The following is a 20,670-nucleotide window of genomic DNA, read 5'->3' as shown; positions in this document are numbered from 1 at the left end:
GATGCGGCTGGTAGTGGCTTGGGTTCAGGAACGGGCGCGCGCGGATGCGCGCGGGGTGGGGGAACGACTGCGGGGGAGGGGCCCGGTCAGTTGCTCGGCGGCAGGGGCCCGCCGTACGGCGGTTGCGGCGCCCCCGTGGCCCCCGGAGTGCCGTACGGCTGCCCCGGCCCGCGGGTGCCGTGCACGTCGTGCACGTCGAAGGGGGGCGGCGTCGCGCCGCGGCCGGCGGAGTGCGCGCCGGGGACCTCGTACGCCTCGGGCGCACCGTGCCGGCCGCGCCGCTGCCGGGGCGCCGCGCCCTGCGCCTCGGCCCGCCCGCCGGGCAGCACCTGGGTGTCGGGCAGCGGCCCGGAGGGGACGGCCCGGTCCGAGGGACGCGGGCGCGCCAACGGGATCTGGAGCGTGCGGTCGTCGCCGGCGGCCCAGGTGGGGCGCTGCTGCGGGATGTGCGCACCGGCGGCCGGCGCGGCGTGGCGGCCCCGGCGGGCGGCCGGCTGCTCGGCGGTGGCCTCGGGCTCGGCGTCCCCGCCGGCGGGGACGCCGTCCGGTACGGCCGCCGACTCCGGCGGGGTGGGTGCGGCCGGGCCGGCCGGGCCCTTCTTCTTCTCCTGGCGCATCATCCACTGCCAGGCGAAGATCGGCGCGGCGGTGATCAGCAGCGCGAACGAGGCCCAGATGATCATGGCGGGATGGGCGTGGCCCAGGAAGAACGAGGCGACCATGGAGGCGCCGAAGACCGCGATGAAGAACAGGTGGATGCGGAAGGTCCCGAACAGGGTGTCGGGGCTGGCCGAGTCGCCCTTGGGCGTCACCACGAACTTGCTCTTGCGGCGGAGCACCGCGTCCATCAGCGAGCGGGCGTAGATCGGGGCGGAGAGCGCCGACATCACCATGCCGGCGACGCCGCCGGAGCCCTCGGGCTCGTGCGGGGAGACGTTGTGCCGGCGGTTCCAGACGTACAGGCCGATCTGGAGGGCGGAGGCGTTGCCGTAGAGCATCAGCCAGATCGTCGGGTCGATGTTCACGCCGGAGGCGCCGAGGCCGAGGAACAGGGCGCAGCTGAGGGCCGCGAGGATCCAGTTCAGGGCCGACATCGGATAGAAGATGATCATCATCGTGTAGTTGAAGAGCTTGCCCGGGGGCAGGGAGTAGAAGCCCTTCCAGTACTGCGTGAGGATCGTCTCGTAGGTGCCGCGGGACCAGCGGAGCTGCTGGGTGAAGAAGTCCGTCCAGGCGTTGGGGCCCTCCCCGACCGCGAGCACGTCCGGGGTGTACACCGAGCGCCACTTGTTGCCGGTGGCCGGGTTCTTGTGCCGGTGGATCTCGAAGCCGGTGGCCATGTCCTCGGTGATGGAGTCGTACAGGCCGCCGATCTGCTTGAGGGCCTTGATCCGCACCGCGTTGGAGGTGCCCACGAACATGGGCGCGCCGTAGGCGTTGCCGGCGCGCTGGATCAGCGCGTGGAAGAGGAACTGCTGCGACTCGGCGGCCTTGGTGACGAAGGTGTCGTAGTTGCCGTACACCTGCGGGCCGATGACGAAGCCGACGTCCGGGTCGCGGAAGAAGCCGAGCATCCGCTCCAGGTAGTTGGGCAGCGGCACGTGGTCGGTGTCCACGGAGGCGAAGTAGTCGTAGTCGTCGCCGTGCGCGTCCAGCCAGGCGTTGTAGTTGCCGTGCTTGGTCTTGGCGCGGTGCGGACCCTTGACGGTGTTCCACTTGGCGACGCCCTTGCGGGAGAAGTGGCGCACGCCGAGCCGTTCGCAGACGGCCTTGACCTCGTCGTCGTCGCCCTCGTCGAGCAGCCACACGTGCATCGTGCCGCGGTGGCGGATCTTGACCGCCGCCTCCAGCGTCTTGGTCACCATCTCCAACGGCTCCTTGCCAGGCACGAAGGAGGTGAGGAAGGCGACCCGGGTGCCGGTCTCGGGGACCACGGGGACGGGGTCGCGGGCGACGATGGTGGCGTGCGCGTTGGAGAGCACGTTCATGCAGCGGAAGAACTCGATCAGGCCGATCGAGACCAGCATCACGACGTCCAGCGTGGGCAGGAAGTCGTAGGCGGGGTAGTCGCGCTTGGTCCAGTGCTCCGGCTGGAGCAGCCAGAACAGCAGGATGAGCGAGACCACGGGGGCGGCGCCCAGCATCAGCGCGGCGCGCACCCGGTGCGGCTCCTGGGAGAGCAGGGAGCGGTAGCGCACCGTGTAGGGCTGGTGGGGGTCGGGCTGGGTGAGGGGGCCGGCGAGCCGGCTGTAGTGCTCGTAGTCGTAGCGCGGCAGTGACTTCTTGATGCGGCGCAGCCCGCCGGTGCGGTGCACGCGCAGCTGAGTCGTTTCCGTCGGATCGAAGTCTTGCCCCGCGCCTGAAGGCGACGTCATGAGCCATCCCCCCACACACGTCGCATGCGTGTGTTTCCTCGTTCTCCTCCGTCCGGACCGGTTCCCCTTCCGGCGTCGGACGCGTCATGGCAAGCCCCTTCCAGCTTAGACAGCGAAGGGGGCCCTCCGGTTGCATGATGCCCCCCTCGGTGTCCGCCCGTGCACCGGGGGCCCCTTGGGCCGCCCCGTCGACCGGGTCGGGTGGTCGCGCGCTCACCAGGAGTGGTTGCGCACGGGGGGCGGGAGGTGCGGGGGCCACCGGTGGCGCGTGGGGGCCCGGGGGGTCAGCTGACGGTGAGGGTAGCGGTCAACCGCTCGCGTATGCGACCGAAGTGGTCCTGGATGGCACGTTCCGCGCGCAACACGTCTCCGGACCGTACGGCGTCCAGGATCTCGCGGTGCTGGCGGCAGGTCACCCGGGGGTCGTGCGGCACGTCGACGAGGTCGGTGCGGACCCGGTGGAAGGCGTCCCAGAAGGCTTCGAGGACCTCGCCGAGCAACGGGTTGCCCAGTCCGCGGTAGAGCGTGGCGTGGAAGGCGCGGTCGATCTCGAACAGGGACTCGCCGCCGGCCGCGCGCACCTCCATGCGATCGGCCAGCATCTCCAGTTCGGCCAGGTCGGCGGCGGGCAGCCGGCCGGCGAGACGGGAGACCAGCCCGGTCTCCAGGGCGGCGCGGAGTTCGAGGAGCTGGAGCAGGCTCGCCTCGCCCCGGTAGTGCCCGGCGACGGTGCGGAAGACCAGCCCCTCCATCATCGGGGCCACCGACATCGGGCCGACGTAGGTCCCGAAGCCGTGCCGGACCTCCACGATCCCCATGGCCTGGAGCCCCTTGAGGGCCTCCCGCAGGGAGTTCCGGCTGACGCCGAGCATCTCCATCAGTTCGGGCTCGGGGGGCAGGACCGCGCCGGAGCGCAGCCGCCGATCGATGATGAACCTCTTGATCCGCTCCTGGATGTCGCGCGCCATGGGGGTCACCGTAGCGGCCGGGCACCCCGCCCCGAACAGGAACGGAGCCCTCCGGCCTTGGCCGGAGGGCTCCGTCTGTCGGTGCGCCGCCAGGGACTCGAACCCCGGACCCGCTGATTAAGAGTCAGCTGCTCTAACCAACTGAGCTAGCGGCGCCTGCTGACCTGGAGAACTCTACCCGATGTCCGGGAGTGCTCCCGGCCACCGATGGGGGTCGGGGCGGCGGAGGCCGTTGCCGCTCCCGACCCCGGCGCGTGACGGGGATCACGCTCGGGTGGCGCGGCCCCGGGGCGGGGGAGCCCCGGGACCTGCACTGCCGGGCCCGTGTGTACCGGACGGGGGGTGTCCGGTCCCGGGGGATGGGATGTGGGCTCGGCTCCGGACGGGGGTGTCCGGCGTCTGCATGGAGGCGGGGTACGTCATCGGTCCTGTACCCGTACCGCATCAGACGTAGGCATATCGGAGGAACGTCCGGATGGGGGCCGGGTGGATACCGAGGCTTTCCGGGGCGCTCCTGGCAAAAAAATAGACAGGGGAAGTTCAGGAGCGATCCGGCGTACCGCCGTTTCCGTAATCACTTGATCACACTTGCACCTTCTGGAGCAACCCTGCCTGCTGGTGACCTTTGACCCTTGTGTGGGTGCTTGCCCGGTCGCAGAAGCGCTACGGAATCTGACGTACGCTCAGGGGGTTGAAATATTGTATGTCTGACTGTGCATCATTTGGCAGTCAACGTGCGATATGTCCGGACAGTTGAGAAGCTGATGCCTGTGCGGATGGTGCGCGGAGGTCACTCCGGTAGGTGAGGGGAATCGAATGGACGCTCCCGTGTTCGAAGAGGTGGCGCCCGCGAGCGACTGCCACTGCCCGGGCTGTGCCGACCGGCGCCGGGCCGGCGCCCGCGGTCTGCCGGTCCGGCTCGGCGGCAGCCCGGCGGCCCACGGCGCACGGCGCCAGGTGGTGGTCCTCGCGGCGGCGGCCGGCACGGTGCTCAGCGGATCGCAACTGACGGCGGCGGCCGAGTTCCGCCCGCTCGACCAGGGACACCCCGCCGGAGGAGCCGCCGCCCTGCTCGGCGCCGCCGGAGCGATCCTGCCCGCCCCCGCCCCCGCGGGCGACCCCGCGGTCCCCGGCGCCCCGCAGGTCACCGGCACCCCGTACGTCCGCGCTGCGCCACCGGCGCCCGGCACCCCCGGGGACGCCCGGGCGGGGCAGGGCCTCACCGGCCCGCTGCACGGAGCCCCGGCCGACGCGACCCCCGCCGCCGCGCCCGCCGCCCTGAACTTCCCCACCACCACCCGGGCCGAGATCATCAACCGGGCCAAGACCTGGACCAACGTCAGGGTCCCGTACAGCATGTCCAAGTACTGGTCGGACGGGTACCGCCAGGACTGCTCCGGCTTCGTCTCGATGGCCTGGGGCCTCAAGAGCAACGAGTGGACCGGCAGCCTCGACCGGTTCGCCGTCCGGATCACCAAGAACGAACTCCAGCCCGGCGACATGCTGCTGTTCCACGACCCGTCCAACCCGAACAAGGGCTCGCACGTCACGATCTTCGGCGGCTGGACCGACTACACCCGCCAGCACTACGTCGCCTACGAGCAGACCCCGCCGAGGGCCCGCCAGCAGGCCACCCCCTATCCCTACTGGAACAACGTCGGCGGCTACGTCCCCTACCGCTACCGCGGGGTGCAGGGCGGGGGCGGCTCCTCCGGGCCCGCCCCCACCACCCCGCCGAGCAGCACGGCCTTCCCCGGCGCCGACAAGTTCGGCCCGGGCGCGAACAACCGCCACGTCACCGAACTCGGCCGGCTGCTACGGGCGCGCGGCGGCGCCCGCTTCTACGACAGCGGCCCCGGCCCGCGCTGGGGCGAGGCCGACCGGAAGGCGACCCGCGCGTTCCAGCAGGCCCAGGGGTGGAAGGGGGACGACGCCGACGGCATCCCCGGCCCCGCCACCTGGAACCACCTGGTCCGCGGCACCGGCCGGGACATCCCGGCCGCGGGTGGGAGCGCTCCCAGTCCCGGCAGCGGCGGCTCCCGACCCGGCAGCGGTGTCCAGCCCCCGACCTCCCCCGCCGACAAGGCGTTCCCCGGCCGCGGGCACTTCCGGCCCGGGCAGAACAACGCCCACGTCACCCGGCTCGGGCAGCAGCTCAAGCGGAAGGGCTTCGACAAGCACTACACGCAGGGCCCCGGCCCGCGCTGGAGCGAGAGCGACCGGCGCAACGTCGAGTCCTTCCAGCGCGCCCAGGGCTGGCGCGGCCAGGACGCCGACGGCTACCCCGGCCCGGAGACCTGGCGGCGACTCTTCTCATGACGGAGGCACGGATGGGTTCAGCGGCCCCCCAGTCACCCACATCCCCCACCCCACCCACCCCGTCCGGCTCCACCGGCCCCGCCGGGAACACGGACCCCCCGGTGTCGCTCCGCACCTCCGGCGCCCCGGCTCGGCCGGTGCGGCCGGACGAGCCCGGCATCCGACGGCTGATCCACAACGAGGCCACCACCGAGATCCCGGTGCACCTGCTGTTCCGCGAGGACGCCACCGGCACCCCGGTCCCGGCCGGCCCCGTGGTGGTGGGCCGCCGGCGCGGGACCGGCGAACAGCCCCGCACCGAGCCGAAGGGCCCGCCCGTCGCCCGCCCCGTCCGCACCGACCGGGACGGCCCCGCCGGGCACCGGGCCCCCGCCCGGGCCGAAGCCGCCTGGGCCCGCGACGAGCGTCCGGTGCCGGCGCCGGACCCGGCGCTGGTGGAACGGGCCGGCCGGGCACTGCCCGGCCCGCTCGGGCTGCTCGCCGGGTTCCTGGGGTTGGCGGGACTCGTCGTCGGCCTGTGGTGGGCCGGCGCCCTGCCGGCCGAAGCGGTCCGGTTGCTCGGCCTCCCCGCCTACGGCGTCGACGCCGGCCCTGTGGGCCGGGCGCTGGACGCGATCACCGCCCGCTCGGGCGCCGGAGCGGCGGGGGCGACCTCGCCGCTGGACCCCGGGCACTGGGCGCTGATCGCGGTGGGGGCCGTGCTGCTGCTGTTCGGCTTCGGGGGCATCGCCCGCGGCCGGGTCGGCGAGGCGTGGGTGCTCACCCTCTTCGGCCGCTACCGGGGTTCGGTCCGGCGCACCGGGCTGATGTGGGTGAACCCGCTGCTGCTGCGCCGCCGGGTGGACGTGCGCCTGCGGCACTGGCGCAGCGAGCCCATGCCGGCGGTGGACGCGCACGGGGTGGCCCTGCGGGTGGTGGTGTTGGTGGTGTGGCGCATCCGGGACACCGCCCGGGCCGCCCTGGCCGTCGAGGACCACCAGGAGTACCTGCGCGAGTGCGTGGAGGCGGCGATGGCGCGGGTGCTGTCCCAACTGCCCGCCGACGCCTTCCACGAGGACGCCCCGACCCTGCGCGACGCCGAGGCGGTGGGGGACGCGTTGACCCGGCGGATCGCGGCGGACGCCCTGCCGGTGGGCGTCGAGGTGTTCTCGGCGCAGCCCACCCGGATCGAGTACGCGCCCGAGGTGGCCGCGGCGATGCAGCGGCGTCGGGTCGCGGCGATCGACGCGCAGCACCGGGACTCGGTGCTCACCTCGGTGGTGGACTCCGTCGAGGACACGGTGACCCGGCTGACCACCCGTGGACTGGTGGAGCTCGACGACTACGAACGCAAGGCCCTGGTGAAGGACTTGACGGTGGCCTTCTACACGGGTCGGGGGACGACCGACCCGCAGTAGTCGCACCGGATCCGTACCGGCGCGGCGCCCGGTTTCCCGGGCGCCGCGCCGACGCGTACCGGGACGAACGGCGTACGGGGCCTGGTTCCCCGTGACCGGAATCGCTCCACCACCGGTATGGACATGTTCAACTAACGCTCGTAACCTGTGCCTTGGTCTAGACCGGAAATCAGTGCGTACGCCTCACAGAACCCCCACGTTCTTCAGGAGCGGCAGCATGCGAAAGAAGATGTACGCGGCCATGCTCGGCCTCGCCACCGTCGGTGCGATGTCGTTCGCCACGGGCAGTGCCAGCAGCCACGGGTACACCGAGGAGCCCACGAGCCGTCAGAAGGCGTGCTCCAACAGCGGTACCGTCAAGGGTTGCGGCTCGATCCAGTGGGAGCCGCAGAGCGTCGAGGGCCCGAAGGGCTTCCCGGCCAAGGGCCCCGCCGACGGCAAGATCTGTTCCGCCGGCAACGGTGGCTTCAGCGCTCTCGACCACCACAAGCAGCCCAACGGCAACCCGTGGCCCACCACGAAGTTGACGGGTGGTCAGAACTACAACTTCAAGTGGAAGTTCACCGCGGCTCACGCCACGACCGACTTCAAGTACTACATCACCAAGGACGGTTGGAACCAGAACGCCGCGCTCACCCGCGACGCCCTGGAGCCCGCCCCGTTCCTGACGGTGCCGTACAACGGTCAGCGCCCGCCGTTCAGCTTCTCCCACTCGGGTCAGGTGCCCACCGGCAAGTCCGGCAGCCACGTGATCCTGGCGGTGTGGACGGTCCACGACACCCCGAACGCCTTCTACGCCTGCTCGGACGTCAGCTTCTGACGCACTGAGCTGACGTAGCAACGCACGTCGGCACCACCGGTACGGAACGCGTACCGACCCGGGGTCCCCCCGTGACCCCCCACTCCTAGGATTCCCCGTACGTCGCCCGTGGCCGCGCGACGTGCGGGGGAATCGACGCGGGGGGACCTCACCAACGCCTTCTTCCCTCTCGTCTGCGAGTTCACCGCGGACGGGGCCGCACCGTGCGGTTCGAGGAGGAGGACCTGCCCGGCACGGTCCTGGCGGGCGACACCGTGCCCGTCCACTACGCTGCCAACCGCCCGGAGCGGGCCACCGCCCAGGCCCCGTCCCCGCTCGCGCACCTCGCCGGGGTGACCGGCCAGCTGGTGTTCCTCGGCGTCGTCGTCGTGTTCTGCGTGCTCTTCATGATGATGGTCTCGGCCATGCCCGACGACGTCCTGACCGATGTCGAGACGGGCTTCGAGACGGGCCTCTGAGCCCCGACCGCGACGGCCTGACCCCGCTTCCGTGCTCCCGCCGTGCCTTCCGGCGATGACGACCCCATCGGGCGACCTCTCCGCTAAACCTCCGACCGTCCGGGCAGGGTCCCGGTGGCCGCCCGACGAGGGGCGGTCGGGCCACCGGCCCCGCGGACGCCCCGAGGGCGCGACACCGCGGGCCGGTCACTGAGAGGCGGACCAACCGTGAGCGTGTTCCAGACCGGCAAGGTGCAGCTCAGCTCCTCCAACCCCGTGGCGACCAGCGGCGGGGACACCTCCACCTTCACCCAGGTCGTCTTCCCCAGCGCCTTCCCCGACGGGTCATCGGTGATCGTCATCCCGTTCGTCCAGACCTTCAACGGCCCGGACACCCCCGGCCTGCGGATCGCCGACGTCACCACCGTCGGCTTCAAGATCCGCATCAACGAGCTCCACGCCAACGGCAAGGTCACCTCGGACGGCACCCACACCACCGAGACGGTGGGCTGGATCGCCTCCACGGTCTGATCGGGCGGTGGAGGCACGACGATGGGCCCCTCGCGAACGAGGGGCCCATCTTGTCGGTGCGCCGCCAGGGACTCGAACCCCGGACCCGCTGATTAAGAGTCAGCTGCTCTAACCAACTGAGCTAGCGGCGCCTGCTGACGGGAAAATCATACCCCCTGCCTGGGGGTGCTCCCGACCCGCCCGTTCCGGGGCGGGCGGGATCAGAGGGCGAGGGCCAGCAGGACGGAGGCGGCGGCGCGGTTGAGGGCGTCCGCGGCGGGGCGCAGGCGGTGGGTCTGTTCGACGGGCAGGGAGAGGGCGAGGCAGCCGACCGCGGCGCCCGCCGTCAGGGGGACGGCCGCGCAGACCGTGCCGACCGCGTACTCCTGGAGGTCGAGCACGGGCACGGTCGGGGGCTGGCCGGAGAGCCGGGTGGCCAGGACCCGTTCGTTGGTGATCGTCCGGGAGGTGAGCCGGGCGGGGCGGTGGCGGGACAGGTGCTCGCGGCGGGCCTCGGCGTCGAGCTGGGCCAGCAGGCACTTGCCGATGGCGCTGGCGTGCCCGGTGGCGCGGAAGTCGACCCACTCGTTGACGGCGGGGGTGTCCGGGGCGTCGGCGAGGTGGCGGACCCGGATCTCCCCGTCCTCGTACCGGCCCACGTACACGGCGGCGCCGAGGTCGGTGCGCAGTCGGTCGAGGGTGTCCTGAAGGGATTCCCGACCGGCCCCGGGGCCGTCGCCGAGCCGGCCGAGGGCCTCGCCGCGCAGGTAGGCGCCGTCGGGGGTCTGGACGAGGTAGCCCTCGCGGCGGAGCATCCGCAGCAGTCCGGTGAGCGGCGGCCCGCTGGAGCGGGTGGCGCGGGACAGCTCGGCCTCGGTGACCCCGTCGGGCCGGGTGGAGAGCAGGTCGAGTATCCGCAGGGCACGCTGCACCGAGTGGTACGGGGCGGTCGACTCGTGCTGAAGCGCCACTGCGTCCCCCTGGACGGGTCCCGGTCCATGCTGCTGGGCACCGTCCACGATAGCCGTCGGAGCCCTGCCCGAAGGGGGCTGTTGCGGAGATGGGCGACTGTGGTTGACGGGATGCTTGCGGCCCCGAACAGGGGTGATAGTGCCGAGGCATATGCCTTCGGCGTGCCCCGTATCGCCCGTCAGGGTGGTTCCCCCGACCGTGACGCCGGCATCGGCCGGGGGCACCTCACAGCACCGCGCTCAGGAACTCCCGGGTCCGCTCCAGCTCCGGCTCGCTGAAGATCTTCTCCGGGGGCCCCGACTCGATCACCCGTCCCTCGTCGAACATCAACACCTGGTCGGAGATGTCCCGGGCGAAGGACATCTCGTGGGTCACGCACATCAGGGTGATGTCGGTGGAGCGCGCCACGTCCCGCAGCACGTCCAGCACCCCCGCGACCAGCTCCGGGTCGAGCGCCGAGGTCACCTCGTCCAGCAGCAGCACCTCGGGGCGCATGGCCAGCGCGCGGGCGATCGCCACCCGCTGCTGCTGCCCGCCGGACAGCTGCGAGGGGTAGGCGTCGCAGCGGTCGGCGAGGCCCACCATGTCCAGCAGCTCGCGGCCCCGCTGCTCGGCCTCGTCGCGGGAGAGCCCGAGGACGGTCACCGGGGCCTCGGTGACGTTGCGCAGCACCTTCATGTTGGGGAACAGGTTGAAGTGCTGGAACACCATGCCGATGTCCTTGCGGACCTCGCGGACGTGCTTCTCCCGGGCGGGGACGAGCCTGCCGCCCCGTTCCTCGTGGGTCAGGTAGCGCCCGCCGACCGCGATCCGGCCCTCGTCGGGCGTGAGCAGGGTCATCAGCAGCCGCAGGATCGTCGTCTTGCCGGAGCCGGAGGGGCCGATCAGGGTGACGTGCTCGCCCCGCCCGACCGTGAAGTCGAGGTGGTCCAGGACGGTGGTCCTCCCGAACCTCTTGGTCACGTCCTCGAAGCGGACCAGTTCCTCGGCCGCGGCGCCGGCCGGGCCGGACCCGGGTGCAGGGGAGGGATCGGGGGCGGGACCGGTCGGGGTGGTGGGTTCAGTGGACAAGGCGGCGCTCCAGGGATCGGATCAGCAGCGAGGACGGATAGGCGATGAGGACGAAGGCGATCCCGACGACGGTCAGCGCCTCGGTGTACTGGAAGGTGTCGGCGGCCTCCAGGCGGGCCCGCTGGAGCAGTTCCAGCACCCCGATCCCGGCGAGCAGCGGGGTGTCCTTCAGCATGGCGATGACGTAGTTGCCGAGTGCCGGGACCACCCGCCGCACGGCTTGCGGCAGGATCACCACCGTCCAGGTCCTGCGCCGCGGCAGGCTCAGCGCCCGGGCCGCCTCCCACTGCCCGACCGGCACGGCGTCGATGCCCGCCCGGTACACCTGCGCGGTGTACGTCGAGTAGTGCAGGCCGATCGCCACGATGCCGGTGGTGAGCGCCGAGAACTGGACGCCCCACTCGGGGAGGACGAAGTAGAGGAAGAACAGCTGCACCAGCAGCGGGGTGTTGCGGACGAACTCGGTGAACGCGCCCACCGGCCAGCGCAGCCAGCGGCTCGGGGCGCGCAGGGCCAGCGCCCACACCAGCCCCAGGGCGAACGAGATCAGCGAGCCGAGCACCAGCACCCGGAGGGTGACCAGGACCCCGTCCCAGAAGTGCGGCAGGAAGTCGACGACGGCGGACCAGTCCCAGGAGCCGCCCGCGGCGGCCAGGTGGCGGGTCATGCGGCACCCCCGCCCGCGCCGGCCGGGACCGGCGCCTTGCCGAGGCCCGCCCGGGTCCGGCGTTCCAGGGCCTTCATGCCCCGGGTGAGGACGAACGCGATCACGAAGTAGACCACCAGGGTGATCCCGTACACCTGGGCGCTGTCCTGGGTCGCCAGGCGCACCAGGTAGGCGGCGAACGACACGTCGCCGATGCCCAGCAGCGACACCAGCGCGGTGCCCTTCAGCAGCTCGATCAGCAGGTTGTTCAACGGGGGGATCATCTCCGGCACCGCCTGCGGCAGCAGGATCAGCCGCAGCCGCTGCCAGGGGGTGAAGCTGAGCGCCACGCCCGCCTCGCGCTGGGCCGGGGCGACCGCGTTCAGGGCGCCCCGGACGACCTCCGCGCCGTAGGCGCCGTAGGAGAGGCCGAGGGCGAGGACGGCCGCCCACATCGGCACCAGGGCCCAGCCGACGAGTTGCGGCAGCACGAAGAACAGCCAGAACATCAGCACCAGCGCCGAGGTGCCGCGGAACACCTCGGTGTAGAAGCCGGCCAGGAAGCGCACCGGCTTCGACCGGTGGGTGCGGGCGGTGCCGACCGCGAACGCGACGACGGTCGCCAGGGCGGCGCTGTACAGGGTGAGCTGGAGGGTGGTCCAGATGCCGGGCAGCATCCAGTTCTGCCAGAGTCCGGAGGTCATGCGCACAACTCCTCGGCGGTCAGGTCCGTCATCTCCGCCTCGGTGAAGCCGAAGGGGCGCAGGATGCGGAAGAGTTCGCCGTTGTCCTTCATCCGGTGGATCTCGCCGTTGAAGGCGTCCCGCAAGGTGGTGTCCGCGGGCCGGAAGGTGAAGCCGCCGCCGTCGACGCGTTCCTTCCCGTCCACCACCGGGGCGAAGGGTTCGGTGGCCTCGGCGCGCCGGCTGCGGCGGGCGACCTGCCGGGTGGTGAGGGCGGTGCCGCCGAACACGTCGATCCGGCCGGACTCCACCGCGTTGAGCCCCGCCACCTGGTCCTGGAGGACCACCACGTCCCGTTCCGGGTAGCCGGCGGCGACCGCGTACCCGTGCTGGGCGTAGCCGGTGCCGGTGCCGAAGCGGGCCTTGCGACCGACGACGTCGGCGTAGTCGCGCAGGCCCAGCGGGTTGCCCTTGCGGACGATGAACGAGTCCAGCATCTGGTACTCGGGGTCGGAGAAGATGACCTGCTGGCAGCGCTCCTTGTTGATGTACATGCCGGCGGAGACCACGTCGAACTGCTGGGTCTTCAGGCCGGGGATCAGCGAGCTGAAGTCGGTGGCCACGGGCTGCACCTTCGGCACGCCCAACCGCTGGAAGATCACTTTGGCCAGTTCCACCGCTTCCCCGGTGAACTCGCCGTCCTCGTCGACGTAGCCGTAGGGCACCTCCCCGGCGATGCCGAGGCGGGCGGTGCCCTGGGAGCGCAGCCGGGCGAGGGTGTCGCCGGTGGGCACCCGGGAGCAGCCCGCGGCGCCCAGCGCCCCCGCCGCGCCGAGCGCGACGACCCCGCTGAGCAGGGCCCTCCGGCGCGGCCGGGGGCCGGCTATCGCCGACGGCCCGGGCCGTGCGCCGCCGGCCGCGGGGCCGGGCGGACGCCCGGCGGATGAGTGGTCTCTCAGTGGTGGGGCCATGGGCGCGCGGCTACCCCGGCCCCACCGACTCATGCCGATCGGTTCGCGCCCCGATCAGTCGGCGAGGGGCTCCGGGCGCCAGCGGGAGGAGTCCGCCGCGGTGGCCGGCGGCTCGGGCGCGGGGACCCCGGCGATCCCGGCCGCGTACAGGGCGTGCGCGAGCCGTAGCACGGTGGCGTCGGCGAACCGGGCGCCCACGATCTGCAAGCCGATCGGCAGCCCCTCGGCGTCCAGCCCGACCGGGACGCTCGCCGCGGGCTGGGTGGTCATGTTGAACGGGTACGTGAACGGGGTCCAGCCGGTCCAGCGGCGCAGCCCGCTGCCGGGCGGGACCTCGACGCCGGCCGCGAACGCGGTCAGCGGCAGGGTGGGGGTGACCAGCAGGTCGTGGCGGCGGTGGAAGAGGCCCATCCGGCGGCCGAGGTCGGCCCGGGCGTCCCGCGCGGTCAGGTACTCCCGCGCCGAGACGCGTTCCCCGGCCGCGCGCACCGCCCGCAGCTCCGGCTCGACCAGGGCGAGCTGGGCGGGGCCCAGGGCCCGGGTCACATGGGCGACCCCGCTGAACCACAGGGTGTGGAAGGCGTCCACCCGGTCGGCGAGGTCCGGGTCGGTCTCCGTCACATGGGCGCCGAGCCCGGCCAGGGCCTCCACCGCGCGCCGCACCGCGGCGGCCACCTGCGGTTGGACGGCGACCTGCCCGCCCAGGGCGGGGGAGAACGCCACCCGGAGTCCGCGCACCCCCTCGGCCGGGTCGCGGAAGGTGCCCGAGGGGGGCGCGGCCCGGTCCCAGTCGCGGGGGTCGGCGCCGCCGAGCACGTCCAGCAGCAGGGCGCCGTCCGCGGCGTCCCGTGCCATCGGCCCCACGTGGGAGAGGGTGCCGAAGGCACTGGCCGGGTACACCGGGACCACCCCGTACGTGGGCTTCAGGCCGAACACCCCGCAGCAGGCGGCCGGGATGCGGACGCTGCCGCCGCCGTCGGTGCCCACCGACAGCGGGCCGGCTCCGGCCGCGAGGGCCGCGGCGCTGCCCCCGCTGGAGCCGCCGGCGGTGCGGCCCACGTCGTACGGGTTGCGGGTGATCCCGGTCAGCGGGGAGTCGGTCACGCCCTTCCAACCGAACTCGGGGGTGGTGGTGCGGCCGGTGAACACGGCACCGTGTTCCCGTAGCCGGGCCACCGCGGGAGCGTCCTCGTCGGCGAGCCGGGCCGCCGGGTCGACGGTGCGCGAACCCCGCAGGGTGGGCACCCCGTGCTGCGGCAGGAGGTCCTTGACGCTGACCGGGACCCCGTCCAGCAGGCCCGCCGGTCGGCCGCGCCGCCACCGTTCGGTGGAGGCGCGGGCGGCGTCGAGCGCCCGGTCGGCGTCGAGCCGCACGAACGCGTTCAGCGCGGGCTGCACCTCCTCGCAGCGGCGCAGCACCGCCTCCGTCACCTCGACCGGACTGAACTCCCCCTTCCGGTACCCGTCCAGCATCCGTACCGCCGACAGCCGCGCGAGCTGACGCATGACACCCCTCCCGTGGGCACGCCCCCCTTGGTTCCGGGTCAGGCATACCCAGGGCCGCCCGCCCCGACCCGTGCGGAGCGGGGCGTCAGCGGCGCAGCGCCCACCGCTGCACCGACTCGAACGGCCCGGCGGTGAAGCGGCGCAGCCACAGGGTGGAGCCGACCATCAGCACCGCGCACACCACCGTCCACAGGGCCAGCGGCCACCAGGGCCACCACTCCTCGCCGAGCCGGTGCGCCAGGCCCAGGCCGATGCCGTACGCGGCGAGCATGCACAGCAGGTTCTGGAGGACGTAGCCGGACAGGGCGGTGCGTCCCACGTTGGTCAGGCCGCGCAGCAGCGGGCCGGGGGCGCGGCCGGCGCGGGTGGCCCGGTCGACCAGCAGCCCGACCAGGCCCAGGTAACCGAGCGCGGTGAGCGGCCCGACCACGTACCGGTCGAGCAGGAAGAACTCGGAGCCGGCCAGCGGCAGGGCCACCGACAGCGGCAGCCCGAGGCCCAGGCCCCAGCCCAGCAGCCGGTTGCGGATGCGGCGCCCGGTGTCGTCGGCGCCGAACGCGCCCGCCCGGAAGAGCCGCACGCCCAGCAGGAAGAGGAACACCAGCAGCGCGAAGGAGAGCACCGGCTCCATCCGGAAGAACAGCACGTTGTCCAGGCGGAAGCCGATCTGCTCCGGGTAGCCGCCGTGCGCGTACAGGTCGATCACCTCGCGCTCCGCCGCGCGGTCCACTTCCCCGGCCTCGGAGCCCATCGCCGCCAGCCCCGCCGTCAGCACCGCCATCAACGCCAGGTGCACCCCGGCCGCCGTCCACATGACCCGGTTCCGGGCCCGCTGCGAGCGGGTCAGCAGCCAGGCCACCAGCAGCGCGGTCACCGCGTACCCCATGAGCACGTCCCAGGCGAACACCAGCAGGAAGTGCACGGTGCCCTCGGCGAACAGGAACAGCGCCCGCCACCGGTACCGTCCCGGCCAGGGCTGGCCGCGGCGCGCGGCGGAGGCGTACTGGATGGCGAGGCCCACCCCGAACAGCACCGTCAACAGGGACAGGAACTTGCCGTTCGCCAACAGCCTCACCGTGCCCTCGACCGCGTCGGGGAAGGAGGCGAACGAGGTCTCCCCGGCGGTGGTGAACAGCGCGCCCTCCCCACCGGGTGAGGCGAAGATCCACACGTTGGTCGCCAGGGTGCCCAGGATCGCCACCCCCCGCACCACGTCGAGGAGGGGGTTGCGGGGCTTCCGTTGCACCGGAGCGGGCGGGGCCTCGGTCCGGTGGGGCGGCAGCGTTTCTGTCATGCCCCCATCGTTCCGGCGGCGCCCGGTCGATACGTCGTGATCGTTGATGAACCCCCGCTACACCGAAGGATGTACCCGACCCGCGCGGGGCCTCCTCCCGGCGGGCCGCGGACGCCCCCGCGGGGCATCCTGGGAGGAGGGCACCCGGGCCGGCGCAGAAGGAGGCAGTACGTGACCTCGCTGGGATTCCTGTACCCGGAAGGCACCGCGGCGGACGACTACGTGCGCGTCGAGCAACTGCTGGGCGGCGGGATCAGACTGCACGCGGTCCGCGCCGCGCCCGCCTCCGTCGACGCCTCCGACCCCGCCGCCGCGGCCCCGGACGGCCCCGGGCCCGCCCTGACCGCCGTCCCGGTGCCCCCGGACGGCGAACGCCTCGCCCCCGCCGTCGAGGAACTGCGGCTGGCCGGCGCCGAGGCCCTGGTGTGGGCCGGCCCCGGATTCGCCCTCCGGCAGGAGGGCGCCCACGCCCAGGTGCGCGCCCTCGCCCTGGCCGCCGGGCTGCCCGCCTCCAGCACCTCCTTCGCCTTCGCCCACGCGGTGCGCGAGCTGGGCGCCGAACGCCTCGCGGTGGCCCCCGTGTACGGGCCCGAGCTGACCGAACGCTTCGCCCGGTTCCTGACCGCCGAGTCCGGCGCCCGGGTGGTGTCCGCCCCCAGCGCCACCGGCGCCCCCGCCCCCGCGGACGGGCTGACCGCGCTCACCGAACTGGCCCGCGCCGCCGACGTCCCCGAGGCGACCGCGGTGCTGCTGCCCGGCACCCCGCTGCGCACCGCCGCCCACCTCACCGCGTTGGAGCAGCACCTCGGCAAACCGGTGCTCACCGCCAACCAGGTCACCGTCTGGGAGGCGCTGCGCCTCACCGACCGCCGGGTCAACGCCCCCCGCCTCGGCGCCCTCTTCACCCGCGAACCCCTGGTCCAGATGCCCGCGGACCGACCCCCACCCCGTTGACCTGCACTGCTCCACCCGGCCCGGCCACCGGCCCGGCCCCGGGGTGCGCGAGGATGGCAGCCGCCGCCCCGCGCGAGGAGAGACCCAGATGGCCGCCCAGACCCGCCCCCGCACCCCGAGGGTCCTCCTGCCGTCCCCGCTGCGCCGCACGGCCTCCGCCACCCCCGCCGGCGGCCCGGAGGTCCCGGCGGTCGAGCGGTACCGCACCGTGTGGACGGTCCTCACCGTGTACGCGGTGGCCGCCGCCGCCCACCTCACCGCCCTGTTCGTCCTCGCCTCCGCCCGTGGCCTCGGCGGGGTGCACCAGCGGCTGCTCTCCTGGGACGGGCAGCTGTACGCGGAGATAGCCGGCACCGGGTACCCCGAGGAGATCGTCTACGCCGACGGCGAGCCCCTCGGCAACAACCTCGCCTTCTTCCCGCTCTACCCCCTGCTGGCCCGCGGACTGCACACCGTCACCGGGCTCGACGTCCACACGGCCGCCCTGGTCGTGACCCACCTGGCGCTCGTCGGCGCCCTGTTCGCCGTGCACGGGCTGGTCGACGCGCTGTACGGGCGGCGCACCGCCGAGGTCGCCCTGGTCCTCGTCGCCGTGGCCCAGCCGATGGCGGTGGCCCTCGTCATGGCCTACAGCGAAGCCCTGTTCCTGGCCCTCGCGGCCGGCGCGCTGCTCGCCGCCCACCGTCACCGCTGGCTCGCCGCCGGCACCCTCGGACTGCTCGCCGGGCTCACCCGCCCGGCCGCCGCCGCCCTCGCCCTGGCCTTGGCCGTCGCCGTCCTCGCCGAACTGCGCCGCACCCGCCGGCTCACCTGGCGCCCCCTGGCGGGACTGGCCCTGGCCTGCGCCGGCACCCCCGGCTACCTGCTGTGGGTGGCCCACCGCACCGGCCGGCTCGACGGCTACTTCGTCGTCCAGGAAGCCGGCTGGGGCACCCACTGGGACTACGGCGCCGCCACCGTCGACTTCCTCCTCGACACCCTTCTGCGCGGCGAGGGCTGGGTGCCGCTCAGCACCGCGGGCCTGCTCCTGGCCGCCTGCGCGCTCACCGCGCTCGCCTGGTGCCGCCCCACCTGGCCGCCGCTGCTCGGCTACGGCACGGCGATGCTGGTGCTGACCCTGGGCCAGTCGAACTTCTACCACTCCAAGCTGCGGCTGCTGGTGCCCGCGCTGCTGCTCCTGATCCCGCTCGCGCACGCCCTGGCCCGACTGCCCCGGCGCCGTCTCGTCCCGACGCTGACGGCCGCCGGGCTCTTCGGCGCCTGGTACGGGGCGCACATGCTGGTGGTGTGGACGTACGCGGTCTGACCCCGTCCGTCCCCACGATCCCCGGAACGACCGGTGCTCCCGGGAACAACCGGAGCGCCCCTCCTGTTCAGTAGGTCGTCAAGGCGACGACGAAGGCTGCCCCGGCACGGGTCCGCGGGCAGGGGAGGGCACACGGTGGCAGTGACGACGAGCACGGTGCACGGCGACGGCAGCAGGGTGACCGCAGCGTCCGGGGGAGCCGCCGGCGCGGGGCCCGACCCCGCCGCCACCCGCGACGACATCAGCGGCCTCCGCCAGGGCACCGCCCCCGTCCCTCTGTCCGTCCTCGACCTGGCCACGGTGGGCGTCGGGCACACCGCCTCCGACGCCCTGCGCACCGGCGTCGAACTCGCCCGTCGCGCCGAAGCCCGCGGTTACCACCGCTACTGGGTCGCCGAACACCACTCGATGCCCGGAGTGGCCTCCTCGTCCCCCGCGGTGATCCTCGCCCACCTCGCCGCGCACACCGAGCGCATCCGCCTCGGCTCCGGCGGCATCATGCTCCCCAACCACGCCCCCCTGGTGGTCGCCGAGCAGTTCGGCACCTTGGAGGCGCTCGCTCCCGGCCGCGTCGACCTGGGCCTCGGCCGCGCCCCCGGCACCGACGGTGCCACCGCCGCCGCCCTGCGTCGCACCGACCGCCCCGGCGAGGGCGCCGAGGACTTCCCCGAGCAGGTCACCGAACTGGTCCGCTTCCTCGACGACGACTTCCCGCCCGGCCACCCCTACGCCCGCATCCACGCCGTGCCCGGCCCCGTCCAGGCCACCGCCCCCGGCGGGGTCCAGTCCCCGTACCGGCCGCCCGTGTGGCTGCTCGGCTCCTCCGGCTTCAGCGCCCGCCTCGCCGGCTCCCTGGGACTCCCGTTCGCCTTCGCCCACCACTTCTCGGCCCGCAACACCGTCCCCGCCCTCGACCTGTACCGGCAGGCGTTCCGCCCCTCGGCGGTGCTCGCCGAGCCCTACGCCCTGATCGGCGTCTCCGCCCTGGCCGCCGAGGACCCCGCCGAGGCCCGCCGTCAGGTGTTGACCGCCGCCCTCAGCATGCTCCGGCTCCGCTCCGGCCGCCCCGGGCTGGTACCCACCCCGGACGAGGCCGAGCACCACCCGTACACCCCGATGGAGCGCGAGTTCGTCGACACCTGGAACGCCGACGTGGTCCACGGCACCCCCGACGAGGTCCGCGCCGGCCTCGACGAGCTCCAGAAGCGCACCGGCGCGGACGAGTTGATGCTCGTCGCCAACGCCCACAGCGGCCCGGCCCGGCTCCGCTCCTACGAACTGATCGCCGACGCCTACGGGTTCCCGCGGGGGTGAGGGGGCGGAGACCCGTGGGGTGCCTCGTCCAGCGCGTCGAGCAGGTCGAGGGTGACGAGGTCGACCCTGCGCAGGTGCCCGAGCGCGGCATCGGGGTGACGACGGGCGTTCTCGTACGGAGCGGGCTCCGCCAGGGCCCGCCGCGCCCGGGCCACGGCGGCCGACTCCACGGTGCACGGACGCCCGCCGCGCCGCTTCAGGAGCACCCGCACGAGTTGGGCGAGCGACCGGCGCAGCCTGCCGGTGAGCCGGTCGACCTCCTCCGGCCCCGGGGGAGGCACGGCGCCGACGGCCCGTTCGAGGTCGTCGTGGACCAGGTACCAGGGCCAGATCGTCCCGGAGCGCTTCCAACAGCCTCGCCACGAGGACGGTTCCGGGCTCCGCGGTGATCACCGCGGAGCCCGCCGCACGGCATGGGGCGTGGTCAGCGCGCACCAGGTCCGCGTGCCGTCTGGACTGACGCCCCACGCGGCGGCGATCGCGTCCACCAGGAACATGCCGCGCCCGTTCTCGTCCCCGGCCCCGGCCTCCCTCACCCGTGCGCGACGGCTGGAGCCGTCGTCCACCTCGATCACGACCAGCCGGGCGGCGATGAGGAGTTGGACGCGGATCCGGTCCCCGCGGCCGTGCCGGAGCCCGTTGGTGGCGAGTTCGCTGACCAGGAGTTCCGCGTCGTCGGCGAGTTGGGGAATCCCCCAGTAGTGGAGCTGGGCGCGGTAGACGCGGCGCAGCTGACCGATCCAGCGGCCTTCGACCGGGCCGGTGGTGCGCTCGTCGTCGTCGCCGTTGCGGGGTTCGCACGGCAGGAACAGCGTCAGTTCGTCGCGGACGTCCTGGGTGGGAACGACGGGGAACCGCCCGGTGTGGCGGTCCGTCGTGACGTGGTGGCTCATGGGGCCTCGGCTCTGGATGAGGGAGAAGCGGACCGCCGCGCCCGACCGGACCGGTCACGGCGGCGGCCCACGGCCGGGGCGAGGTGAGCCGCCGACCGTCCGTTCCGGTAGGGGCACGCACCAGGGCACGCCCCTGTGACCGTGAGTGAGAGCACGGTCACTTCATGTCCGGGGTTAGCTTGCTCCTTTTTTGGTTTCTCTCGCAACTCTTTGCAAGAAACCCAAAATTAGCGC

Annotated in this window: 19 protein-coding genes and 2 tRNA genes; 8 read left to right on the top strand and 13 right to left on the bottom strand. The window is 73.4% G+C overall.

The window, feature by feature from the left end; genetic code table 11:
- Positions 1-86: 86 nt before the first annotated feature.
- The 3 genes from ACSMX9_RS08640 to ACSMX9_RS08630 form a co-directional block, all read right to left on the bottom strand.
- On the bottom strand, positions 87-2,375 hold the full coding sequence (locus ACSMX9_RS08640) for a glycosyltransferase family 2 protein (protein WP_445401331.1): 2,289 nt from the start codon (positions 2,373-2,375) through the stop codon (positions 87-89).
- 284 nt (positions 2,376-2,659) lie between these two features.
- Entirely contained in the window at positions 2,660-3,343 is a 684-nt protein-coding gene (locus ACSMX9_RS08635; protein ID WP_445401329.1) for a FadR/GntR family transcriptional regulator, read from the bottom strand.
- 82 nt (positions 3,344-3,425) lie between these two features.
- A tRNA-Lys gene (locus tag ACSMX9_RS08630) sits at positions 3,426-3,499 on the bottom strand.
- Positions 3,500-4,159: 660 nt separating this feature from the next.
- Here ACSMX9_RS08630 and ACSMX9_RS08625 point away from each other — a divergent pair.
- The 5 genes from ACSMX9_RS08625 to ACSMX9_RS08605 all read left to right on the top strand — a co-directional run bounded on the left by ACSMX9_RS08625 (position 4,160) and on the right by ACSMX9_RS08605 (position 8,847).
- Positions 4,160-5,662, top strand: a complete 1,503-nt coding sequence (locus ACSMX9_RS08625) for a peptidoglycan-binding protein (RefSeq protein WP_445401327.1) — start codon at positions 4,160-4,162, stop codon at positions 5,660-5,662.
- A gap of 101 nt (positions 5,663-5,763) precedes the next feature.
- Entirely contained in the window at positions 5,764-7,059 is a 1,296-nt protein-coding gene (locus tag ACSMX9_RS08620) for an SPFH domain-containing protein (RefSeq protein WP_445401325.1), read from the top strand.
- 217 nt (positions 7,060-7,276) lie between these two features.
- Positions 7,277-7,879, top strand: a complete 603-nt coding sequence (locus tag ACSMX9_RS08615) for a lytic polysaccharide monooxygenase auxiliary activity family 9 protein (protein WP_445401323.1) — start codon at positions 7,277-7,279, stop codon at positions 7,877-7,879.
- A gap of 203 nt (positions 7,880-8,082) precedes the next feature.
- Positions 8,083-8,337, top strand: coding sequence for a hypothetical protein (locus ACSMX9_RS08610; RefSeq protein ID WP_445401321.1), 255 nt, complete (start codon positions 8,083-8,085; stop codon positions 8,335-8,337).
- Between the two features lie 207 nt (positions 8,338-8,544).
- Complete coding sequence (locus tag ACSMX9_RS08605; protein ID WP_366116883.1) at positions 8,545-8,847, top strand: hypothetical protein; 303 nt, start codon at positions 8,545-8,547, stop codon at positions 8,845-8,847.
- 57 nt (positions 8,848-8,904) lie between these two features.
- Here ACSMX9_RS08605 and ACSMX9_RS08600 read toward each other — a convergent pair.
- The 8 genes from ACSMX9_RS08600 to ACSMX9_RS08565 all read right to left on the bottom strand — a co-directional run bounded on the left by ACSMX9_RS08600 (position 8,905) and on the right by ACSMX9_RS08565 (position 15,969).
- Positions 8,905-8,978 (bottom strand) — tRNA-Lys (locus ACSMX9_RS08600).
- 69 nt (positions 8,979-9,047) lie between these two features.
- Positions 9,048-9,797, bottom strand: a complete 750-nt coding sequence (locus ACSMX9_RS08595; protein WP_445401319.1) for an IclR family transcriptional regulator — start codon at positions 9,795-9,797, stop codon at positions 9,048-9,050.
- 226 nt (positions 9,798-10,023) lie between these two features.
- Entirely contained in the window at positions 10,024-10,869 is an 846-nt protein-coding gene (gene ehuA, locus ACSMX9_RS08590) for an ectoine/hydroxyectoine ABC transporter ATP-binding protein EhuA (protein ID WP_445401317.1), read from the bottom strand.
- A complete protein-coding gene (ehuD, locus tag ACSMX9_RS08585; RefSeq protein WP_445401315.1) occupies positions 10,859-11,536 on the bottom strand; it encodes an ectoine/hydroxyectoine ABC transporter permease subunit EhuD in 678 nt (225 codons plus the stop codon). The genes ehuA and ehuD overlap by 11 nt, the downstream gene beginning before the upstream one ends.
- Entirely contained in the window at positions 11,533-12,219 is a 687-nt protein-coding gene (gene ehuC / locus ACSMX9_RS08580) for an ectoine/hydroxyectoine ABC transporter permease subunit EhuC (RefSeq protein WP_445401313.1), read from the bottom strand. The genes ehuD and ehuC overlap by 4 nt, the downstream gene beginning before the upstream one ends.
- Positions 12,216-13,169 (bottom strand): ectoine/hydroxyectoine ABC transporter substrate-binding protein EhuB, encoded by a 954-nt coding sequence (ehuB, locus tag ACSMX9_RS08575; RefSeq protein ID WP_445401311.1) that lies wholly within the window; start codon positions 13,167-13,169, stop codon positions 12,216-12,218. Before ehuB ends, ehuC begins: the two co-directional genes overlap by 4 nt.
- A 54-nt stretch (positions 13,170-13,223) precedes the next feature.
- Positions 13,224-14,675, bottom strand: a complete 1,452-nt coding sequence (locus ACSMX9_RS08570; RefSeq protein WP_445401309.1) for an amidase — start codon at positions 14,673-14,675, stop codon at positions 13,224-13,226.
- Positions 14,676-14,760: 85 nt separating this feature from the next.
- A complete protein-coding gene (locus ACSMX9_RS08565) occupies positions 14,761-15,969 on the bottom strand; it encodes a DUF418 domain-containing protein (RefSeq protein WP_445401307.1) in 1,209 nt (402 codons plus the stop codon).
- Between the two features lie 171 nt (positions 15,970-16,140).
- Between ACSMX9_RS08565 and ACSMX9_RS08560 the strand changes: the two genes are divergently transcribed.
- The 3 genes from ACSMX9_RS08560 (at position 16,141) to ACSMX9_RS08550 (ending at position 19,543) form a co-directional block, all read left to right on the top strand.
- Entirely contained in the window at positions 16,141-16,923 is a 783-nt protein-coding gene (locus tag ACSMX9_RS08560) for an aspartate racemase/maleate isomerase family protein (RefSeq protein WP_445401305.1), read from the top strand.
- 88 nt (positions 16,924-17,011) lie between these two features.
- Positions 17,012-18,229, top strand: coding sequence for a hypothetical protein (locus tag ACSMX9_RS08555; RefSeq protein WP_445401303.1), 1,218 nt, complete (start codon positions 17,012-17,014; stop codon positions 18,227-18,229).
- A gap of 240 nt (positions 18,230-18,469) precedes the next feature.
- Positions 18,470-19,543: an LLM class flavin-dependent oxidoreductase gene (locus tag ACSMX9_RS08550; protein WP_445402935.1), complete on the top strand. Its 1,074-nt coding sequence runs from the start codon at positions 18,470-18,472 to the stop codon at positions 19,541-19,543.
- On the opposite strand, the gene ACSMX9_RS08545 is transcribed toward ACSMX9_RS08550, so the two are convergent.
- A complete protein-coding gene (locus tag ACSMX9_RS08545) occupies positions 19,522-19,860 on the bottom strand; it encodes a DUF6415 family natural product biosynthesis protein (protein WP_445402934.1) in 339 nt (112 codons plus the stop codon). The two genes, ACSMX9_RS08550 and ACSMX9_RS08545, sit on opposite strands and share 22 nt — an antisense overlap.
- 72 nt (positions 19,861-19,932) lie before the next feature.
- Positions 19,933-20,436, bottom strand: coding sequence for an ATP-binding protein (locus ACSMX9_RS08540; RefSeq protein ID WP_445401301.1), 504 nt, complete (start codon positions 20,434-20,436; stop codon positions 19,933-19,935).
- Between the last annotated feature and the right edge of the window lie 234 nt (positions 20,437-20,670).

The organism is Streptomyces sp. LE64, from assembly GCF_052606915.1.
The sequence above is the reverse complement of the archived record's forward strand: the minus strand, read 5'-3'. Positions and strand labels throughout refer to the sequence as shown.